This is a genomic window from Collinsella aerofaciens, assembly GCF_040910245.1.
Taxonomy (GTDB): Bacteria; Actinomycetota; Coriobacteriia; order Coriobacteriales; family Coriobacteriaceae; genus Collinsella.
On sequence record NZ_JBDGAY010000004.1, the window covers coordinates 27390 to 47311 of the forward strand.

17 protein-coding genes are annotated in these 19922 nt (G+C 61.1%); 12 read left to right on the forward strand and 5 right to left on the reverse strand.

Annotation, left to right across the window (positions count from 1 at the left end):
• Positions 1–48: 48 nt before the first annotated feature.
• The 10 genes from AB5Z20_RS02425 to AB5Z20_RS02470 all read left to right on the forward strand — a co-directional run bounded on the left by AB5Z20_RS02425 (position 49) and on the right by AB5Z20_RS02470 (position 11112).
• Positions 49–972, forward strand: coding sequence for a PTS mannose/fructose/sorbose transporter subunit IIAB (locus tag AB5Z20_RS02425; RefSeq protein WP_368156132.1), 924 nt, complete (start codon positions 49–51; stop codon positions 970–972).
• Between the two features lie 36 nt (positions 973–1008).
• Positions 1009–1803, forward strand: coding sequence for a PTS mannose/fructose/sorbose/N-acetylgalactosamine transporter subunit IIC (locus tag AB5Z20_RS02430; protein ID WP_055310098.1), 795 nt, complete (start codon positions 1009–1011; stop codon positions 1801–1803).
• A 13-nt stretch (positions 1804–1816) separates the two neighbouring features.
• Positions 1817–2650 (forward strand): PTS system mannose/fructose/sorbose family transporter subunit IID, encoded by an 834-nt coding sequence (locus tag AB5Z20_RS02435; RefSeq protein ID WP_368156133.1) that lies wholly within the window; start codon positions 1817–1819, stop codon positions 2648–2650.
• Between the two features lie 199 nt (positions 2651–2849).
• Complete coding sequence (locus AB5Z20_RS02440) at positions 2850–3833, forward strand: SIS domain-containing protein (protein WP_035136781.1); 984 nt, start codon at positions 2850–2852, stop codon at positions 3831–3833.
• A 160-nt stretch (positions 3834–3993) separates the two neighbouring features.
• Complete coding sequence (locus tag AB5Z20_RS02445) at positions 3994–4623, forward strand: HAD family hydrolase (protein WP_368156134.1); 630 nt, start codon at positions 3994–3996, stop codon at positions 4621–4623.
• A gap of 355 nt (positions 4624–4978) precedes the next feature.
• The gene (locus AB5Z20_RS02450) at positions 4979–5986 is read left to right on the forward strand and encodes a YitT family protein (RefSeq protein WP_368156135.1); all 1008 of its coding nucleotides are present in this window, start codon (positions 4979–4981) and stop codon (positions 5984–5986) included.
• A 219-nt stretch (positions 5987–6205) separates the two neighbouring features.
• Positions 6206–6925, forward strand: a complete 720-nt coding sequence (locus AB5Z20_RS02455) for a GntR family transcriptional regulator (protein WP_368131287.1) — start codon at positions 6206–6208, stop codon at positions 6923–6925.
• A gap of 333 nt (positions 6926–7258) precedes the next feature.
• A complete protein-coding gene (locus tag AB5Z20_RS02460; RefSeq protein ID WP_368156136.1) occupies positions 7259–9241 on the forward strand; it encodes a RecQ family ATP-dependent DNA helicase in 1983 nt (660 codons plus the stop codon).
• Positions 9242–9243: 2 nt separating this feature from the next.
• On the forward strand, positions 9244–9999 hold the full coding sequence (locus AB5Z20_RS02465; protein ID WP_368156137.1) for a GntR family transcriptional regulator: 756 nt from the start codon (positions 9244–9246) through the stop codon (positions 9997–9999).
• A 144-nt stretch (positions 10000–10143) separates the two neighbouring features.
• Positions 10144–11112, forward strand: coding sequence for an SIS domain-containing protein (locus tag AB5Z20_RS02470; protein ID WP_217750346.1), 969 nt, complete (start codon positions 10144–10146; stop codon positions 11110–11112).
• Between the two features lie 184 nt (positions 11113–11296).
• On the opposite strand, the gene AB5Z20_RS02475 is transcribed toward AB5Z20_RS02470, so the two are convergent.
• Positions 11297–12274, reverse strand: coding sequence for an L-lactate dehydrogenase (locus AB5Z20_RS02475; protein WP_195245863.1), 978 nt, complete (start codon positions 12272–12274; stop codon positions 11297–11299).
• Positions 12275–12485: 211 nt separating this feature from the next.
• Between AB5Z20_RS02475 and metA the strand changes: the two genes are divergently transcribed.
• Positions 12486–13412: a homoserine O-acetyltransferase MetA gene (gene metA, locus AB5Z20_RS02480; protein ID WP_368156138.1), complete on the forward strand. Its 927-nt coding sequence runs from the start codon at positions 12486–12488 to the stop codon at positions 13410–13412.
• Between the two features lie 443 nt (positions 13413–13855).
• Positions 13856–14818, forward strand: a complete 963-nt coding sequence (locus tag AB5Z20_RS02485; RefSeq protein ID WP_346964789.1) for a hypothetical protein — start codon at positions 13856–13858, stop codon at positions 14816–14818.
• Between the two features lie 167 nt (positions 14819–14985).
• Here AB5Z20_RS02485 and AB5Z20_RS02490 read toward each other — a convergent pair whose 3' ends face one another.
• The 4 genes from AB5Z20_RS02490 to AB5Z20_RS02505 form a co-directional block, all read right to left on the reverse strand.
• Positions 14986–15582, reverse strand: a complete 597-nt coding sequence (locus AB5Z20_RS02490) for a 5-formyltetrahydrofolate cyclo-ligase (RefSeq protein ID WP_368156139.1) — start codon at positions 15580–15582, stop codon at positions 14986–14988.
• 146 nt (positions 15583–15728) lie between these two features.
• Positions 15729–16058, reverse strand: a complete 330-nt coding sequence (locus AB5Z20_RS02495; RefSeq protein ID WP_343006541.1) for a type II toxin-antitoxin system HicB family antitoxin — start codon at positions 16056–16058, stop codon at positions 15729–15731.
• A complete protein-coding gene (locus AB5Z20_RS02500) occupies positions 16051–16314 on the reverse strand; it encodes a type II toxin-antitoxin system HicA family toxin (protein WP_117839829.1) in 264 nt (87 codons plus the stop codon). Before AB5Z20_RS02500 ends, AB5Z20_RS02495 begins: the two co-directional genes overlap by 8 nt.
• 324 nt (positions 16315–16638) lie before the next feature.
• A complete protein-coding gene (locus AB5Z20_RS02505) occupies positions 16639–19683 on the reverse strand; it encodes an insulinase family protein (protein ID WP_368156140.1) in 3045 nt (1014 codons plus the stop codon).
• Positions 19684–19922: the final 239 nt, after the last annotated feature.

The following is a 19922-nucleotide window of genomic DNA, read 5'->3' on the forward strand; positions in this document are numbered from 1 at the left end:
GCAACGTATAAGACGTTATAATGACCATAACGAAAAGGAGGAGGCAAGATGAATCAGATCATTCTCGCATCTCATGGCGGCCTGGCCGCAGGCGCCAAAGACACGCTCGAGATGGTTCTCGGCGACGTGTCGAACGTCCACGTCGTGTCGCTTGCTCGTGACGACAAGGAGCCCATCACCAATAAGGTGGACGCCATGATCGCCACGTTCAACGCGAACGACACCGTCTATGTGCTGACCGATATGCTCGGCAGCTCGGTCAACAACAACATGGTCGAGCTTTCCAAGAACGGCACGAAGTTCACGGTTGTCAGCGGTTTCAACATTCCGCTGGCACTGACGCTCGCTATGAGCCCCGTCCCCGTCAAGGGCGCCGAGCTCGCGGCCCTCATCAACGAGGCCCGCACCGGCCTGACCAACCCCAACGCACCGGTCGAGGCTGCCGCGGCTCCCGCCAAGAAGGCCAAGGCGCCCCGTCACAGCTCCGGTCCCGCCAAGATCGTCCTCGCACGTCTTGACTACCGTCTGCTGCACGGCCAGGTCGTCTTTACCTGGACCACCAAGGTTCAGGCCGAGCGCATCATCGTCGTCGACAACGCTGCCGCCAACGATGACATCAAGAAGGGTGCTCTTAAGCTGGCCAAGCCTCAGGGCGTGCGCCTGAACGTCTTCACCGTCGAGCGTGCCCTCGCCAAGATGGACAAGCTCAACACCCTCGGCGAGCGCGTCATGCTCGTCTTTGGCAACACTGCCGAGATGTTGCAGTTCTGCCAGGGCTACAAGCTCGACGCCATCAACCTGGGCGCCACCGCCAACCACGACGGTGCCGATCAGGTCGGCGGCAAGGACAGCTCCGTCTTCCTCGACGCCACCCAGAAGGCCGACGTCAATCAACTGCTCGACATGGGCATCAAGCTCTATGTTCAGCAGACCCCTACGTATCAGAGCGTCGACATCGACGCCAAGCTGTAATCAACCAGGCTTTTGCCTGACTGAAAGGAGAAGGGTATGAATACGTTCATCAGTGCGGTGCTCGTCGGCCTCGTCGGCGTGTTCTGCATGTGGGACTCCCGCCTGCTCGGTCGTCTTAACTTCGAGCAGCCCCTCGTTGGCGCTACGCTCGTCGGTCTGCTGCTGGGCGATGTGCCCACCGGCCTTGCCGTCGGTGCCGCCGTCGAGCTCGTGTCCATGGGCCTGGTGCAGGTCGGCGCTGCCGTTCCGCCCGATATGGTCCTGGGCGGCATCGTGGCCGCTGCCTTTGCGTGCCTGACCGATGCTTCCGCCGAGACCGCCATGACGATCGCCATCCCGGTCGCCGTCCTGGGTCAGCTCCTCGGCATCGTGTTCCGTTCCATCATCGCCGCCCTCACCCATGTGGCAGATAACGCGATCGATAACGGAAAGTTCAAGACCGCCTACCGTATGCACATCTGCGCCGGCTCCGGTCTGTACGCCGTCATGTACTTCCTGCCGATCTTCCTCGCCGTCTTTGTTGGCACCGACCTGGTTCAGGCCATCGTCAACATGGTTCCCGAGTGGCTGTCCACTGGTCTTAACGTTTCGACCAAGATCATGACCGCCTACGGCTTGGCCCTGCTGCTCACCATGATGATCAAGAAGGGTATGACTCCGTTCCTGTTCATCGGTTTCCTGCTCGCCGCTTACCTCAACCTGTCCGTCATCGCGGTCGCTCTGATCGGTGTGTGCCTGGCTGTCGTCTTCATGGGCTTCAAGTTCAACGGTTCCCATGCAGCCGCCGGTGTCGATTCCGACTACGATCCGCTCGAAGACGACGAAGACTAAGGAGGAACACACTATGGCAACCGCAACCAAGGGCGTGTCCCTGAACAAGAAGGTCAGCCAGTTCTTCTGGCGCTCCTGGGCCATCCAGGCCTCTTGGAACTACGAGCGTCAGATGAACATGGGATTCCTCTACGGCATGGTTCCCACGCTCGATCGCCTCTATCCGGATGAGTCCGACCCCAAGCAGCTCGCTGCTAAGAAAGAGGCTTACCACCGTCACATGGCGTTCTACAACTGCACCCCGCAGACGAGCGCTTTCATCCTGGGCCTCTCCGCCTCCATGGAGGAGGAGTACGCCAAGGATCCCGAGAACTTCGATCCCGATTCGATCAACGCGGTCAAGACCTCCCTCATGGGTCCGCTTTCCGGCATCGGTGACTCCTTCTTCCAGGGCACCATCCGCGTTATCGCCTTTGGCCTGGGCGTTCAGCTGGCTCAGCAGGGCTCCATCATGGGCCCGATCCTGGCTATGCTCATCTCCATCGTCCCCTCTGTGCTGATCACTTGGTTCGCAGCCAAGATGGGTTATCAGGGCGGCCACGAGTACCTGAGCAAGCTTCAGGGCGGCGACCTCATGGAGAAGCTCATGTATGTCTGCGGCATCGTGGGTCTTATGTCCGTGGGCGGCATGATCGCTACGCTGATCGGCGCCACCACCCCGCTGCAGTTCGCTGAGGGCACCGTCGTGATCCAGGACATCCTGGACGGCATGATGCCCCAGATGATCTCCCTCGGCCTCACTGGCCTTATGTACTGGCTCATCAAGAAGAACGTCAACACCGGTTGGCTTCTCGTGATCGCCATTGTGGGCGGCATCGCCCTCTCCGCGGTCGGCATCCTGGCTTAGTCGCGACTAAGCGCCTAACCGCTTTCCCCCGGGGGCCTGCCTGGCATCCCATACCCCAGGCAGGCTTCCATCCCCAACATGCGACAATGGGACAGTCCCTTTGTCGCATCCTCAACGGGCCGGCGACTCGGTCCAAACCACAGTAACCCTGCGAGCGCCCGGCAATGTGGCGCCGCAAAAATTGAAAGGAATGTGTCAGATGTACGAGATCGACCTTAACCTCCCTAAGCAGATCGTCGCTGACGTCCTGTCCAACCACGAGATCCACAGCGTCGCTTTCGTCGGCTGCGGCGCCTCCATGTCCGACCTTTACCCCGCCAAGTACTTCCTGGCCAACAACACGGACAAGCTGAACGTTCAGATCTTCACTGCTAACGAGTTCAACTACGACACGCCTTCCTGGGTCAACGAGCACACCTTCGTGATCACCTGCTCCCTCGGTGGCTCCACGCCCGAGACCGTCGAGGCCAACAAGACCGCCAAGAAGCACAACTGCCCGGTCGTCTCCCTCACCAACAAGGCTGGCTCCGCTCTGACCGTCGACGCTGACTACGTCATCGTTCACGGCTTCCACGCCAACTTCGCTGCCAAGTGCGAGAAGCCCGGCTACGCCATCGCTCTTGCTGTCGAGATCCTTCAGCAGACCGAGGGCTATGACCACTACGAGGACATGATCACCGGCCTCACCAACGTCTTTGAGCTCTGCGAGAACGCTGCTCAGTCCTGCAAGAAGCTCGCCAAGAAGTTCGCCGAGGACTTCAAGGACGACAAGATGATCTACTTCATGGCTTCCGGTGCCTCCGAGAAGATGGCTTATTCTCACGCCGCCTTCCTGTTCACCGAGATGCAGTGGATCGACGCCGCCGCCTACAACACCGGTGAGTACTTCCACGGCCCGTTCGAGGTTTCCACCGAGGGTAAGCCCTACGTCTTCTTCATGTCCGATGGCGCTACCCGTCCGATGGACGCCCGCGCCCTCACCTTCCTTAAGCGCATGGGCGCCAAGGTCGCTCTGATCGACTCCAAGGACTACGGCCTGGCTGACGCCGTGCCCGCGAGCGTCGTCACCTACTTCAACCCGCTGCTGCACCTCGCCGTTATGCGCGAGTACGGCAACCAGATCGCCGAGGCCCGTCAGCACCCGCTGACCATGCGTCGCTACATGTGGAAGCTTTCCTACTAATCACAAGTAAGTAGACCTTACGGGTTGATTGAGAGGGGATGGGGTTTGCGCCCCATCCCCTTTTTTGCTCTGGGGAGGGTGTGTCTGTCGTGTCGCAAAACCCCAGATAAAACCTACCAAAATAAACCTGTCCCTTTTTGGCAGGTGGGAGGAGATGCGTATGATCAAGGCAGTGCTGTTTGATATGGACGGCGTGCTGGTCGATACTGAGTGGTTCTACAACCGTCGTCGCGTAGCGTTTATGGAAGAGGAGGGCTTCCACTTTGACGAGATCCCCGATCTTTCGGGGTCTAACGAGCCTGCCATCTGGAAGGCGCTGGTGCCCGACGATGTTGAGCTGCGCGAGCGCCTGCGCGTGGAGTACAAGCAGGTCTACAGCCCGGACCACCCCGTTCCGTATGCCGAGCTTCTCAACGAGCAGACGGAGCCGGTGATGCGTGAGCTGCACGAGCGCGGCGTGAAGTGTGCCATCGCAAGCTCGTCCTATCGCGAGCTGATCGACGAGCTGGTGGAGATTGCCGGTATCGCCGACGTGCTGGATTACACCATCAGCGGTCACGAGTGCAGCGCGTTCAAGCCCGACCCTGAGATCTACCTGCGCGCCATGGAGGCGCTGGGGGTGGAGCCTGCCGAGTGCCTGGTTATCGAGGATTCGCCTATGGGGATTGAGGCTGGCAAACGTTCCGGCGCCCGCGTCCTGGCGCTGCGTCCGCACGAGGGCGTCAACTTGGACCAGTCCGCCGCCGACGTTATCATCGACAACCTGACCGACATCTTGGCCGCTTTGTAGTGTCAATCCGCCGCGAGAAGCACGGGTTCAAACGTTTTTTGCGGTGGACTGGCTCAATTTGGTTTCGATTTTGATCCGTTTGGCTTCGATTCGGGCTAAGTGAGTAGACTTTTTGGCACAGGCCGAGCACAAAGTGCATCTGCTCTAGTAAAACCGCAGGTCACAGGGGTGGCGGTTTTGGGTGTGCTCGGCAGATCGTAAAAAGTCTACTCACTTGTAATTTGGGCCTTTGGTCGTGGGGGTTGCTGATCCCGCTTTGGTTGTCGAGAGAGGGTGAATTGAAGCGCCCCCGCACGCTCCATGCTACAATCGCGGGCATGCCCCACAACTACATCTGCCTTCGAAAGGAGCCTGCGTGGCGAACGCCATCGAACAGCTCACGGACCGAGTGCTCGTGCTCGGCCGCCTCACCATCGTCCGCCGTGCCATTACTGCCGTGGCGGTCACCATTTCTGCCGTTCTCCAGACATTTCTGATCCAGGCGTTCATTCAACCCGCCGACCTGCTTCCGAGCGGTCTCACCGGCGTCGCGGTCCTACTCGATCGCGTTACCTCGCTCGGCGGCGTCCACATCGACATCTCGCTCGGTATGCTCGCGCTCAACATCCCCGTGGCACTCCTATGCTGGAGCGGCATTAGCAAGCGCTTCGTCATCTTCTCGATGATGCAGGTCGTGCTCTCGTCGCTGTTCCTCAACATCTTTCACTTTGCCCCGTTTTTGGGCGACAAGATTATGCTCATCATTTTTGGCGGCGTGGTCTCGGGTCTGGGCGCTGCCATCGCGCTAAAGTCCGGCGCATCCACCGGCGGCACCGACTTTATCGCGCTGTGGGTCTCCAACCACACGGGCAAGACTATCTGGGGCGTCATCTTTGGTTTCAACTGCTTTATCCTGGCGATCTTTGGCTTTATGTTTGGCTGGGGCAATGCGGCGTACTCCATCGTGTTCCAGTTTATTTCGACCAAGACCATCGACAGTTTCTATCGTCGCTACGACCGCGTGACGCTGCAGATCACGACGCGCAAGGCAGACGAGGTCATGACCGCCTATGTTGACCATTTTCAGCACGGCATTAGCTGTGCCGAGGTCATCGGCGGATACAGCCGCGAAAAGATGTACCTGCTGCACGCCGTTGTCTCGACCTACGAGAGCCAGGACATCATCAAGCTGGTGTGCGACATTGATCCCGGCGCCGTGATCAACGTGTTCCACACGCTCAACTTTGTGGGCGGCTGGTGGGGCGGTCATGTCGACGAGCCCATGCCCACGGCCGTACCCGATCCCGACAAGCCCGCGCGCATGGCCAGCAGGCAGGCGCGCCTCAGCGAGCAGGACAGCCTGCAGCAGGACGACGGCAAGTAGGGTATTGGCATTTTGCCGGCCCGGCGCAACCCTTCCGCATGAGCCCCTCGAAAGCCCCGTTGCTTTCGAGGGACTTTCGTTTGCCCAGATAAAACCTACCAAAATGAAGCTGTCGCTTTTTGGTAGGGATGGTGTATCGTTTTATCAATATGAGATAATATGAAACTAGACGTTATATACGTATTAGTTATTTCGATATTTCGATAAGAGTGATCAGATATGCCTGCACCCAAAAATGCACCGCTTTACCAGCAGATTTATGACGAAATCAAAGATGCGATCGAGAAAGGTGTTTATGCACCCAAGGAGCGTATTCCGTCCGAGCTTGAGCTAGCCGAGCAGTACGACGTGAGCCGCATTACGGTGCGCCGCGCCGTCGAGGAGCTGTGCTCCGATGGCTACCTGGTTAAGCAGCAGGGCCGTGGCACCTTTGTCTCCACGCCGCACATCAACCGCCAGTTCCACGCTTCGACGCTGCAGACGTTTACCGCGCTGTGTGCCGATAATGACATGAAGGCGGGCGCGCATGTGGTCGATCGCCAGATTGTGCCGGCACGTCAAAACGAGATGGAGTTCTTTGGCCTGCAGAAGGACGCGCTGCTGCTGCACATCAAGCGCGTGCGTACGGCCGACGGCGAGCCCATTTTTGAGGAGAACATCTTTGTGCCGTTTGACGCCTACCGTGAGCTGTTGACGGCCGATCTTGAGGACAAGTCGATTTTTGCCGAGGTCGAGCGTGTTGGCGGAACGCCGATTGTCTCGGTTGGCTACCGCACGGTCGAGGCCGTTCGTGCCAATACCGAGCAGGCGGCCGAGTTGGGCATTGCTCCGCACGATCCACTGCTCAACCTGCGTGCCGGCTTTATCGGCCCCAATGGCGAGCCGGTCCTGATGGGTAAGCAGTACTACGTGGGATCGCGCTACGTTATGGTGATGTAGGTTACGCGGTTTTGCCAAACCGCGTAACGGCTTGACGCTGCAAACGCCCCTAAGCGGCAATCTGACGTTCAATCGTCGGTCGCGTACCAAAGTACGCTTCCCTCCTCTTTCACGTCACCTTGCTCGCTTAGGGGCGTTTTCGCTGACTTTTGCTCAACCTGCGGGATTTCCGCGCTTGTCAAGAGACTAGTCGTTGGGGACGTTCTTAAACGACTGGTCATTCAAGAACGTCCCCAATGACTACCCGCAGAATGAGCGTGGCTGACAGCCGGGCGACGCCGGTCCGCGTGGCGGCGTATAATCGGCGGCAGATGACTTAGACGTTAGGAAACCATGACCGATAGCATGCAGCAGATGGCGCTCGACACGCTCGGCGCCTATTTTGGCTACACCTCGTTTCGCCCGGGGCAGGACCGCATGGTGGATGCGATTCTTGCTGGCCGCGATGCGCTCGGCGTTATGCCCACAGGCGCCGGCAAGTCTATCTGCTACCAGGTGCCCGCGCTCATGCTGCCCGGCATCACCTTTGTGGTGAGCCCGTTGCTGTCGCTTATGGAGGACCAGACCCGTGCGTTGCTCGCGGCGGGTGCGCGGCCCAGCTATCTCAACTCCAGCCTTACGCCGGCTCAGCAAAATACCGTGCTCAAGCGGGCGCGCGAGGGCCGCTATCAGCTTATGTATGTGGCACCCGAGCGTCTGCTCGAGCCGCGCTTTTTAGCCTTTGCGCAGGAAGCCGCGGCGGACGGTGGCATTGGCGTGCCGCTCGTGGCCATTGACGAGGCCCACTGCGTGAGCCAGTGGGGCCAGGATTTTCGTCCCGCCTACCTGCAGATTCGTGAGTTTATCGATTCGCTGCCGCGGCGCCCGATCGTGGCGGCGTTTACCGCCACGGCGACCGAGCGCGTGCGCGCGGACATTCAGCAGATGCTCGGCCTGCAAAACCCCGCGACGGTGGTGACGGGCTTCGATCGCAAGAACCTCTACTTTGGTTGCGAGGAGATGGGCGACAAGGCCAAGACTGCCTGGGTGCGCGACTACGTGATTGCGCATTCGAGCGAGAGCGGCATCGTGTATTGCTCGACTCGCAAGACGGTCGATGCGCTGGCGGGCGAGCTTGCCGAGGCGCTGGGACCCAGCGGCATTCGCGTGGGCCGTTACCATGCCGGCATGGGCAACGACGCCCGCCGCCAGAGCCAGCGTGCCTTTATCGACGACGACATTCAGGTGATGGTTGCCACCAACGCCTTTGGCATGGGCATCGACAAGCCCAACGTGCGCTACGTGATCCACAACAACGTGCCCGAGAGCATCGAGGCATACTACCAAGAGGCGGGCCGCGCTGGCCGCGATGGCGATCCGGCCAGCTGTTACTTGCTGTGGAACGGCAACGATTTTCGCATGCGCCGCTTTTTGATCGACCGCGGCGATGCTGCCGATGAGGCACTCGACGAAGAGCAGCGCGCGTGGGCGCTCCAGAACCGTTATCGCCTGCTCAGCCAGATGGAGGGCTACTGTAATACCACCGGCTGTCTGCGCGAATACATGCTGCGCTACTTTGGCGATGAGGCCGCGGCCGAGCATGCTGCTGCGGCTGGTGCGGGCGCCACCGCCACGGACGACGCCGAGGGCTGCGGCAACTGCAGCAACTGCCTCACACAGTTCGAGGTCGAGGACGTCACCGATATGGCTCGCGCCGCTGTGCGCTATGTGGCCACGCGTCCCATGCGCTTTGGCAAGTCGCTGATCGCCGATGTGCTCCACGGCGGCAACACCGAGCGCATTCGCCAGATGCATCTGGACGAGGACCGCGGCTACGGTGAGCTGCCGAGTGAATCGGTCGGGCGCATCAAGGACATCATCGGCCAGCTGTGCGGCCGCGGTTATTTGGCCACTTCGCAGGGGCAATACCCGGTCGTGGGGCTGGGCCCGCGTGCCGCCGAGGTCGAGGATGAGGCGTTTGCCTTTACCGTTAAGCGTCGCGCGTCCAAGCGCAAGGCCTCGGCCCGCGCCCGCCGCGCCGTCGATCTGCTGCGCGAGGAGGCCGAGCTGGATCAGCGCCCGCGCGTGGGCGACGATGCCGAGCTGTTCGAGCGCCTGCGTGCCCTCCGCAAGGAGATTTCGACCGAGCTGGAGATGGCGCCGTACATGGTCTTTTCCGACAAGGCCCTGCGCGGCCTGTGCCGCCTGCGCCCGCAGACGCGCGACGAGCTGATCCAGGTCAACGGCATTGGCGAGAAAAAGGCCGACGCCTTTGGCGAGCAGTTTATGGCGGCAATTGAAGAGTTTGAGTCCGAGCATGCGCGGGATGGAGCGTAACGATGGTAGCCGATAGCAAGACCGACCGTACTGACGTGTCCGCCGTACCGCTGTACCAGCAGGTCATGGACGACCTAAAGGGCGAGATCGCGCGCGGTGTGTACCCTGCCGGCTCGCGCATTCCTTCCGAGATGGAGCTCGCGAAGTCCTATGGCGTGGGACGCGTCACCGTGCGTCGCGCCATCGAGGAGCTGTCGCGTGCGGGGTATCTCAACCGCCAGCAGGGGAGGGGCACCTTTGTGTGTGCGCCCAAGCTCAAGCGCAAGATTCGCCAGAAGGGTGACGTCCAGAGCTTTACTGAGGGTTGTGCTGCCAACGACATGGTGCCGGGTGCGCGTCTGGTGTCGCGCACGGTGGTCGCGGCGACGCACGAGGATGCGGCGTTCTTTGGCGTGGAGCCCGGCTGCGAGCTTATCGTGGTCGAACGCGTGCGCACAGCCGACGGCATCCCTGTCATGCTCGAGAACAACGCCTTTGTGCTCGCCGACCATCCCTACCTGCAGACGCTTGCCGACAAGGACCTCACGGACAATTCCATCTTTGCGCTCGTTGCCGAGCATTCGGGTCGCGCGCCGCTCAAGTCCGACCCCTGCACCGTGGAGATTGCGCTTGCCGATGCTCAGACGGCCCCGCTGCTGGAGGTGCCGGTCGGTGAGCCGCTCTTCTATATGGAGGCCTACTTTACCGACGCCGGTGGGCGCCCTCTACTGCTCGGCCGCCAAAAGATCGTGGGCTCGCGCTACGTCTTCGACATCTAACGTCCACAGATAGAACAACATAGAACAACTTTGCTAAGATGACTTCACGGGCGTTGTTGCACGTGTTATAAATAGGACAACATAGAACGACAGCAGGTACGAGCTGCCGTCGCTCAAGGCCGCCCCACAAGGAGGAACATCAGGATGAACGCACATGATCTGGTTCAGGAAATCATCGAGCGCAAAGGCAGGATCAAGAACGTCTTTTGGATCGCTTGTGGCGGTTCGATGATCGACCTGATGCCGGCCAACGAGCTGCTCAAGCGCGAAGCCACCACGTTTACCTCGGCGGTCTACACGGCACGCGAGTTTTGCCTGATGGCCCCCAAGAGCCTAGGGCCGAAGTCGCTCGTCATCGCCTGCAGCCACAGCGGCAACACGCAGGAGGTCGTCGACGGCTGCGAGATGGCGCTGGCCGCCGGTGCCGAGGTCGTCGCCATGACCGACTGCGAGGGCTCCAAGATCGACAACGGCAAGTGGACCACCTGGGTCTACCCCTGGGGCGAGGGCGTGCCGCAGGCCGAGGTGCCTCAGGGTATCGGCGCTCTGATCGCCGCCGAGCTGCTCGACCAGCAGGAAGGCTACGAGGCACTCGCCGACATGTACGCCGGCCTTAAACAGATGGATGCGCTGCTGCCCGCCGCTCGCGAGAAGGTCAACGCCGAGCTGGGCGCCCGCTTTGCCGAGCTCTGCCAGCAGCACAAGTTCTTCTATATCCTGGGCTCCGGCCCCAACTTTAGCCAGACCTACGCCATGGCCATCTGCTCGCTCATGGAGATGCAGTGGCAGCACTGCTGCTATATCCACTCCGGCGAGTATTTCCACGGCCCCTTCGAGGCCACCGAGCCCGGCGTGTTCTACTTTGTGCAGCTTGGCGCGGGCGAGTGCCGCCCCATGGAGGAGCGCGCCCTTGCGTTCCTCAACACGCACACCGATACGATTATGGTGCTCGACGCGCTTGAGTACGGCGTGGGCGACGTGCCCGCCAGCGTGCGTTCGTACCTAGAGCCGATCTTCTTCTACAACATGAGCTGCGAGCTGCGCGCCGCCCGCGGCAAGGTCTTCGACCACAGCCCCGAGGTTCGTCGCTACATGGGCATCGAGCAGTACTAATATACCGGGAATAACCTCTCACGACGGGGTCTGCGCTGTGCGCGGGCCCCGTTTTGCGTTGTGGCGGCCGGATTCGTTTTCGCAAGGGCACTGCGTGAGTCAAAAAGGCGGGCCGCGCCGGGGATTTCCGGCGCGGCCCGCTTGGTATCGCGCTTAGATTCGCAAGGTTGCGGCAGCCAGCGGCCTACTTTGCGTCGTAGGCCTCGGCGTCCCACCAGTCGAGCTGGGCAATGTTGTCGCGGATGTGCTGGCAGCTCTTGTGGAAGCCCTCGAGCTCGTACTCGGACAGGTCGAGCGTGTAGACCTCCTCGACGCCCTCGGCGCCGATCACGCACGGCAGGGATGTGAAGATGCCCTCCTCGCCATACTGGCCGGTCATGAGCGTGGAGGCGGAAAGCACGGCGTGCTCGTTGTGCAGCACGGCGGCGCAGACGCGCGCGGCGGAGTTGGCGACGGCGTACTCGGTGCACTGCTTGCCCTGGTAGGTCACATAGCCGCCCTTGCGCGCGAGCTCCTCGACCTCCATGTGGTCAAAGGCGTACTTGTCGGGGTTCTCGGCCTGAAGCTCGTTGAGGCTCTTGCCGGCGATGGTCGCGGCCTTAAAGGCAGCCAGCTGGCTAAAGCCGTGCTCGCCGATCATGTAGGCGTCGATGGACTTGGGGCTCACGCCGACCTTCTTGGAGATCTCGGTGCGCAGGCGGGCGGAATCCAGACCGCAGCCCGAGCCGATGATCTTCTTGGGATCGTAGCCGGTCAGGTGCCACAGCTCGGTGCACACGACGTCGCAGGGGTTGGAGATGCTCACGAAGATGCCGTCGAAGCCGGCGTCGACGATGCGCTTGGCAAAGGAGCGGGCGGCGTCGGTGGTAAAGAACAGCTCGCCGTCGCGGTTGCCAGCGGCCAGCGCGACCTTACCGGCGGCGTTGACGATGACGTCGCAGCAGGCCAGCTCCTCGTAGTGGTCGTAGCAGTTGACGATCTTGGTGTTATACGGGACAAACGAAAGGGAGTCGCGCAGGTCCTGGACCTCGGACGTCACCTTGGCCTCGTTGATATCGCACAGGTACAGCTCGTCGGCAATGCCCTGCATAAGCAGGCTGTTGGCGACATGTGCTCCTACGTGGCCCTGGCCGACCACACCGATCTTACGCGTCTGGTACATATGAGTATCCTTTCGGCCGAGTTTTTCGCGTCGAACCATTGTAGCGTCCAGCTGCCACTTTGCTAGACTAAAGCGCCGTAGATTTTTGGGACATGCCCTAATCTCTACTTTTGGGGTGATTTGGGCCGCTGACGGCATCGCTGGGTGATGTGCTCGCTCGGATGGGGCCGGTCGTTGTACCATAGCTGCAACTGACTCGTAAGGAGCATCCATGCCCATTCGCATTCCCGACGCCCTCCCTGCCGCCGCGCAGCTCGAGAGCGAGAACATCTTTGTCATGACGGAGTACCGCGCGCTGCACCAGGACATCCGCCCGCTGCGCGTGCTCATCCTCAACCTCATGCCCACCAAGATCGCCACCGAGACGCAGATCATGCGCAAGCTCTCCAACACGCCGCTGCAGGTGGAGGTGGACCTGCTGCGCACCAAGACGCACGAGGCCACGCACGTAAGCGCCGGCCACCTGGAGACGTTCTACCGCACGTTCGACGACATCCGCGACATCCACTATGACGGCCTGATCATCACGGGCGCGCCGGTGGAGCAGATGCCGTTCGAAGAGGTCGACTACTGGCCCGAGCTCTGCCAGATCATGGATTGGTCCACCACGCATGTGCACTCTACGCTGCACATTTGTTGGGGCGCGCAGGCGGGGCTCTACCATCATTACGGTATCCAGAAGCACGACCTGCCGGCAAAGGCGAGCGGCGTGTTCGAGCATTATCTGGTGAAGCCGCAAAGCCCGCTGGTCCGCGGCTTCGACGACCGTTTCTTTGCCGTGCATTCGCGCAACACCGATGTGCGCCGCGAGGACGTGGAGGCCGAGCCGCAGCTTGAGGTCGTGGCCGTGTCCGACGAGGTGGGCTTGTACATCGTCAAGTCGACCGACAGCCGCCGCTTCTTTGTCTTTGGCCATCCCGAGTACGACACCGACACGTTGCGCCTGGAGTACGAGCGCGACGTGAAGCGTGGGCTCAACCCCCAGGTGCCGGCGCATTACTTCCCAGGTGACGACCCCGCCGCCGAGCCGCGCAACGTCTGGCGCAGCCAGGCTCAGCTGCTCTACACCAACTGGCTCAACTACTACGTCTACCAGACCACGCCTTACGACCTGGCCCGCGCCGGCGAGGAGCACTAGGCTACGGCTGTTGCTGTGCCGGCGGCGTGACGAGCGTGGATATCCGGACGGACGAGCGTGGATTTTCGGACATTTACAAATCGAGCGTGGATAATCTCCCACTTTTGGCTTGAAACTAGGCTCAAAACGGGAGATTATCCACGCTCATTTTTTAGGCATGTAGATGCCGATGGCTCGGCTAAGCGACGGTGCGTGCAGAGGCAAAGTCGCATTTGGCGTAGTCTTGAATCTCGACGGGTTTTTCTTTCTGATAATCCGATGGACCAAGGCCTCAAAATGTGGAGACAGGGACCTCTCGACAACCGCCCTACCTGCAGATATAAGACATCAGCCTAAAACGTCCAAAACCGTCAAGCATTTGGTCAGCGCCTGGACGGTATTTGGTCAGACTTCGCATGAAACCGTCTGGTACGTTTGCGCCGTTCCAAGATTTGGGAGGCGACATGGGAAACATGACGGCGAATCAAAGGCTTGCAAGTCACATTAAAGCATGCGAACAGCAGATGAGCTGCGTGTACGCGCGCACGGCGGCGGAGGCAAAGCAAATTCAGCGGCGGGCGGAGGCGGGAAGTCTCGAAGCGGTCATGCCGGGGCTGTATGCGCGTCCGGAATACTGGTCCGAGCTCAAGTTTCGGCAGCGTTATCTGCATCGGGTGCGGGCGCTTGCGCAAAAGCACCCCGACTGGACATTTTGCTCCTATACGGCGGCTGTTATCTATGGCCTTTCGGTTTCGCATGCCAATTTGACGCACATCCATATCGCCGCGATGCCGCCCCAATCGACGACGCCGGGCTCTCAGGTCATTCGTCATCGCTATGCTCGTCAAACACGGGCCACCCAGATGGATATCGCCGTAACCGATATCGATCAAACGATTACGGATTGCTTGGTCGATGCATCGTTTGTCGAGGGACTGATCATCGCGGATTCGGCGCTCCATGAGCAACTTTTGTCGAAGGAGCATCTCGTTGAGACTGTCGACAAGCTTGGCCTGAATCGTCGCGGTGTTGTGACGGCGCGCAGGGTTGCACGATGTGCCGATGGGCTGTCGGAAAGCGGCGGCGAGTCCAAGGCGCGTGCCCTGATGATCGAGCGCGGCTGGCAGACGCCGGAGTTGCAAGTTGAGCTGTTCGACCCGGTTGAGCCGGGACGACCGTATCGCGTCGACTACTTGTGGCGCGTGGGCGACCGGCTGATTATCGGGGAGTTCGACGGATTTGTTAAAAGCGAGAAGGCAGCGGAGGAGGGCAAGCTCGCGAAGACGCAGTTCGATGAGCGCCAGCGCGAGTCGAGGCTTTCGCTGCTTGATAACTGCAAGATCGTGCGCTTGTGCTGGGATGATCTAAGGGATCCGACAAAGTTCGATCGCAAGCTCAAGGTCGCCGGCGTGCCGCGTGCGTGCTGAGGCAGTTGCAGAGCGTTTGGCTGCACAAGCGTGGAAAATCGGACGGACGAGCGTGGATTTTCGGACGCTTGTTGAATGAGCGTGGATAATCTCCCGTTTTTAGCTCGTAAGGGGGCTCAAAGTGGGAGATTTTCCACGCTCATCTTGCGGGTGCGATACAGCGGCGGCTAGGCGCTGACGATGTGGGGTAGCGGCAGGTCGTGGGCGTCGGTGGGAACGTGGTCGACACGCTGCTCGTCAAAGGCGATGCCGATGATTTGGCATGCGGGCGAGAGCGTGGGCAGGTAGCGGTCATAGCAGCCGCCGCCGTAGCCCAGGCGCGCGCCGGTGCGGTCGAAGGCTACGAGTGGCACGATAATCATGTCGAGAGCCACGGCAGGCACGGTGGGGAAGCGGCTGCCGTCGATGTCCGTGGCTGCGAAGGCCCGCGTAGGGTGGGCGATAAACGGGGCCTCGGACGTATTGCCGGCAGAGGCTGCCCGCATGCACATGCGCTGGCCATAAGCCATGGCGTCTGTTGCCGAGAGCATGCATGGATAGGCTACACGCCAGCCGCGCGCGGCGGCCGCAGCGGCAAACGCGGCTGGGTCGACCTCGGAACCCATCGCGGCATAGACGGCAACGGTGCGCGGCGCCGCGGCATCCAAGCGATCCAGCAGCTCAACAAGCCGCGCGCATACAACAGCAGACTTCGCCGCCTGAACATCCAAATCAAGAGCATCGCGCCGGGCAATCACCGCCCGCCGCAACTCGGCCTTATCCATCCCAGCCTCATCTCCCAAACCTACCAAAAAGGGACAGGTTTATTTTGGCAGGTTTTATCTGGGCAAACGCGATATGGGCAGTAAAGTCACCGCAAATATGCCTGTGAACTGCGCCCTTTGTGGTTGTTTGGGCCTGTGCGTTAATGCTATAACGCCGCAGCAATCGCCTCAGTCACAAACTTATTGAGTGACTCACCCTTCTTTGCCGCTGCCAGCGCTGCTTGCTTGTGGAGCTCAGAGCCCGTTCTTACGTTGAACGACCCCTTAAAAGCCCGCTCGGGTTCCTTGCCCTTCTCGGCGCAAAACTCAAGGTAATCGTCGACGGCGTCGTGGAAGCATTGTTCCACTTCTTTAACCGTAGAGCCTTCAAACACAATTGCATCCCTAATGCCGGTGACCATACCTGTTAGCACATGCTGTTCGGCATCGAACTCGACTGGGGCGAAATAACCCTTGTATGCCAAAACGTTACTCATGACTACCTCCGACATCTTGCAGAAATCGAACGATGTTTCGAATGGTCCCCGCTGTCAATTCGTCAGATGGATGTGGCGCGTGCATTACGAACATCCTGCCATCTGATGGCCTGTAGAAGCGAACGCGCGATCCGGATGTCTTGCCTTTGTTGTCCATTTCAAAGCCATATGAAGCCATGACTTTTAAAAAATCGGTATACCGATACGTCGAAGGGCAGCTAAGTAGTTGGGCGATGAGTTTATCGGTCCGCGTCATCCCGCCTCACATTCTGCAACTATATCCTAGTTGCAATTTAAGTCCGATGCAAGCATCCCTACTATAGAACATGTGTACGTATAGAACAAGTGTTCGAATCAACACAAAGACACCTGTCCCCTTTGCGGTGGTTTTTGCTGAAGGGCGGATGTCTGCGGCGGTTTGTCTCGATCTGTAACAGTAACTCGACATAAATGGGCCTAGCTGTTACAGATCGAGACAAAACTGGTGGGACGGGGCGGGCCGAAGTCGGGCCGCCTGCCCGGTCCGCGGCAAAAGAAAAGGTAGATTTTCAGGCATGTCCCAAAAATCTACCTTTGTGTGTTAGCCCAGCAGGTCGATGACGTTAAAGCCGGCGTTGCTCTTGGCGATGACGTCGCGGCCGCCAAAGACGCAGGTGGGTGCGACGGCCGCAATACGCGTCACATCGGCGCCGAGCGAGCGAAGCTCAGCGGGCGTGGCCGCGAGCATCTGGGCGCGGCGCTCCTCGCGCGCGTGCGGATCGAGCCCAGCCAGGTAGGTCGTATTGCGGCGCTTGGTGAGCGCGTACGGCTTCACGGGCGCGTCCATGCCGCTCACGCAGCTCACGATAAAGCCCTCGAAGGCGGCCTCGTCGGGCTCAAAGCTGCCGAGCCATGCGCCCGCGCGTTCCATGCGCTCAATCGAAGGATCGACCGCCGGGTCGCGGTAGGTGTAGAACGCCGTCTGGCGCTCGCCGGCCGCGCGGAATCCGCATCCGTACGCACCGCCCTTCACGCGGATCTCGTTCCACAGGTAGTCGTAGGAGAGCGCGTTGGCGGCAACCGCCCAGGCGCCCGTCACGTCAATGCCCAGACGGCGCGGGTCGCACGCGCGCGCAGCAAAGCAGATGTCGCTGGGGATGACGAAAGCCTCGTGACGGTCGCGCGGCTCCGGCACCACGAGCGCGTTGCGGCCGGCATCGGCGCCGTCACCCGCGTCAAGCCCCAGGTCGCCCGCGGCATCCCAGTACGCGTCAAAGTCCTCGTCGCTGCCGGTAAAGCTCGCCATGCAGCCATCGGCCACAAAGATGTGGTCTGCCAGCTCGGCAAGCTTGGCGCGCAGGCCGTCCAGTCGCTCGTCAAAGTGCTCGAGCAGATCGCGCAGGAACAGGTAGAAGTCCACGCCCGAAAGCTGCTCGCGCACCACGGCCGAAGGCGAGCTGTAGCTCATCGCGCGACCCAGCGCCGCCGAGTGGCCGTTGTTGATAAAGCCCTGCTCAAGCCCAATGCGAATCTGCGTGAGCACGTCGCGAACGCGGTCGGCGTCGGCATCCGCCAGTAGCGTGCTCGACCACACCTCGCGCGGCAGGCTCGCCAGCGCGTCGATCTTCTCGGACAGGGCGCCGGCGCTCACCAGCAGGTAGGGGCGCACGCCGTCCACGTCGGGCTGCGTCATGACCTCGGTCGTAAAGCTTAAAAAGCCCAGCTTGCCGGCGAGCAAGTTGTCGAGCTCCTCGGCCGAGTGCTCGCGCGTGGGCAGCTGCTTGAGCAGGCGGCAGAGCAGCGTCACGTAGGGCAGGTCCTCAAATGCGACGCAGCTCAGGTCGAAATACTGCATGGCGTAGGCCAGGCGGTTGGTGGGGATGCCGTGGCGCAGACAGGGGATGGGCGCGGTCGTGTCCACAACCAGCGGCGGCTCGGGACGCGCCTCGCCAATGTCGGATACACGCAGGCGCGGCAGCGTGGCCTTGTCCTCGGGCGTGTCCTCGGCCTCCTGCGCGGCACGCAGCGCGGCCGTGCGCTCGACCACGTCCGCCAGCTCGGCATCGGTCATGGCGTCGCGCTTGGTAGCCAGCTCGGCAGCTTCGGCGCTCTCCGCACCCTCGGCAGCGTCTACCGGAACCAACTCGACCAGCGCCATGTGATCGTTCTGGAGCACGAGCTCGCGCAGAAGGTCCTCAAAGTAGCTGCCGTCCAGCTCGCCACGCAGCTCCTCGTACACCGGGCCGTACTTGAGCGCCAGCGTCGCGGCGTCGTCATCGTAGAGCCAAGTGCTCAGCGCGTCGCACGCAATGGCCACGCCATCGGCGATGCCATAGTCGCGCTGGCGCAGGTCGTATTCGTTGCTGCTGATGATAGCTTCCAGGCGCTCGCGCGGAACGCCGTGCTCGCACAGGTCGCGGCAGGCGTCCTGGAATACGCGACGCAGCTCGCGCGCCACGCCGGGCTGCGCGTTCTGCAGCATGATGAGCTCGTAGGGCTGCAGGCTCTCGGCCGCGGTGTAGCTCACCACGTTGCCGCCCAGGCCGGCGGCCAGAATGGCCTTCTTAACTGGTGCCTCGTTGGAGCCCAGCAGTGCCTCGAACAGGATGTCCGCCGCGATTGTGCGCTTGCGGTCGAGCGCGCTGCCCAGCACCAGGCCCAGGCCCACCAGGGCGTTCTCGGGCGTGGTGGCCATCTCGACACGCTTATACTCGCAGGTCACGGGCGTCTGCGCATCCAGCGGATTGGGCGCCAGCGTGGACGGGTCCTCGCCGGCGGCAACGGCTGCGTCCATGCGCCGACTTGCGGCACTCGGCTGCGACAGATAGCGCTCGTCCAAAAAGGCCAGGGCGCGGTCCACATCCAGGTCGCCGTAGAGCGTGATGTAGGAGTTGGAAGGATTGTAGTGGCGCGCGTGCGTGTTCAGGAACTGCTCGTAGGTGAGCGCGGGAATCGCGCGCGGGTCGCCGCCGCTTTCGTGCGCATAGGCGGTGTCGGGATAGAGCGCGGCGTTGACGGCGTCGTCCAGCACGCTCATGGGGTCGGACAGCGCACCCTTCATCTCGTTGAACACCACGCCGTTATAACGCAGCGTGCCCTCGCGCAGGCTGGCGGCGCTGCCGTCGCCCTCGCTCTCGGCGCCCTCTGGCAGGTCCAGCTCGTGTTGCCAGCCCTCCTGCTCAAAAATGGTGGGCTTGGTATAGATGGCCGGGTTGAACACCGCGTCAAGGTACACGTCCATCAGGTTGTACAGGTCCTGCTCGTTGGTGGTGGCAACGGGGTAGATGGTTTTGTCGGGGTAGGTCATGGCGTTGAGGAACGTCTGCATGGAGCTCTTGATTAGGTCGACAAATGGCTCCTTGACGGGGAACTTGGCCGATCCGCACAGCACCGAGTGCTCAAGAATATGGAACACGCCGGTGGAATCGGCCGGCGGCGTCTTAAAGCCAATGGCAAAGGCCTTGTTTTCGTCGTCGCACGCCAGGTACAGCAGGCGAGCGCCCGAGGCAGTGTGGCGCAGCACGTAGGCGTCCGAGTCGAGCTCGGGCACGGTCTCGCAGCGCTCGACGGCAAAACCGTGGCAGGTGGTACCGGGCACCAGCAGCGCGGCAGCAGCGGCGCGCGGGTCGGTTGAGGTGGTGGGCATATGCAGTCTCCTTTGACGCCCCAGCGGGGGCGAATCGAGTCGAATCCCCGAGAGTATACCCATATGGGGCCGCGGCTCTGCGGCGAACTGAAGACGATGTGGGTGGACTAGCCTAGCTAGGTTGATAACGAATGCCGCTGGTAGCCGCTGCACCCCGCTAAAGTGAAATAACACCCCGTTTACCGAATCATTTAGGAAATATATGGACTCCTAAAAAGTTCTAATACAATATAAGTCAT

Coding starts and splice junctions, on each gene's coding strand:
- AB5Z20_RS02500 (WP_117839829.1), bottom strand. CDS start 16,314: ATGACGCGGACCGATAAACTCATCGCCCAACTACTTAGCTGCCCTTCG.
- AB5Z20_RS02470 (WP_217750346.1), top strand. CDS start 10,144: ATGAACGCACATGATCTGGTTCAGGAAATCATCGAGCGCAAAGGCAGG.
- AB5Z20_RS02490 (WP_368156139.1), bottom strand. CDS start 15,582: ATGGATAAGGCCGAGTTGCGGCGGGCGGTGATTGCCCGGCGCGATGCT.
- AB5Z20_RS02440 (WP_035136781.1), top strand. CDS start 2,850: ATGTACGAGATCGACCTTAACCTCCCTAAGCAGATCGTCGCTGACGTC.
- AB5Z20_RS02485 (WP_346964789.1), top strand. CDS start 13,856: ATGGGAAACATGACGGCGAATCAAAGGCTTGCAAGTCACATTAAAGCA.
- AB5Z20_RS02430 (WP_055310098.1), top strand. CDS start 1,009: ATGAATACGTTCATCAGTGCGGTGCTCGTCGGCCTCGTCGGCGTGTTC.
- AB5Z20_RS02435 (WP_368156133.1), top strand. CDS start 1,817: ATGGCAACCGCAACCAAGGGCGTGTCCCTGAACAAGAAGGTCAGCCAG.
- AB5Z20_RS02455 (WP_368131287.1), top strand. CDS start 6,206: ATGCCTGCACCCAAAAATGCACCGCTTTACCAGCAGATTTATGACGAA.
- AB5Z20_RS02460 (WP_368156136.1), top strand. CDS start 7,259: ATGACCGATAGCATGCAGCAGATGGCGCTCGACACGCTCGGCGCCTAT.
- AB5Z20_RS02505 (WP_368156140.1), bottom strand. CDS start 19,683: ATGCCCACCACCTCAACCGACCCGCGCGCCGCTGCTGCCGCGCTGCTG.
- AB5Z20_RS02495 (WP_343006541.1), bottom strand. CDS start 16,058: ATGAGTAACGTTTTGGCATACAAGGGTTATTTCGCCCCAGTCGAGTTC.
- AB5Z20_RS02425 (WP_368156132.1), top strand. CDS start 49: ATGAATCAGATCATTCTCGCATCTCATGGCGGCCTGGCCGCAGGCGCC.
- AB5Z20_RS02475 (WP_195245863.1), bottom strand. CDS start 12,274: ATGTACCAGACGCGTAAGATCGGTGTGGTCGGCCAGGGCCACGTAGGA.
- metA (WP_368156138.1), top strand. CDS start 12,486: ATGCCCATTCGCATTCCCGACGCCCTCCCTGCCGCCGCGCAGCTCGAG.
- AB5Z20_RS02445 (WP_368156134.1), top strand. CDS start 3,994: ATGATCAAGGCAGTGCTGTTTGATATGGACGGCGTGCTGGTCGATACT.
- AB5Z20_RS02465 (WP_368156137.1), top strand. CDS start 9,244: ATGGTAGCCGATAGCAAGACCGACCGTACTGACGTGTCCGCCGTACCG.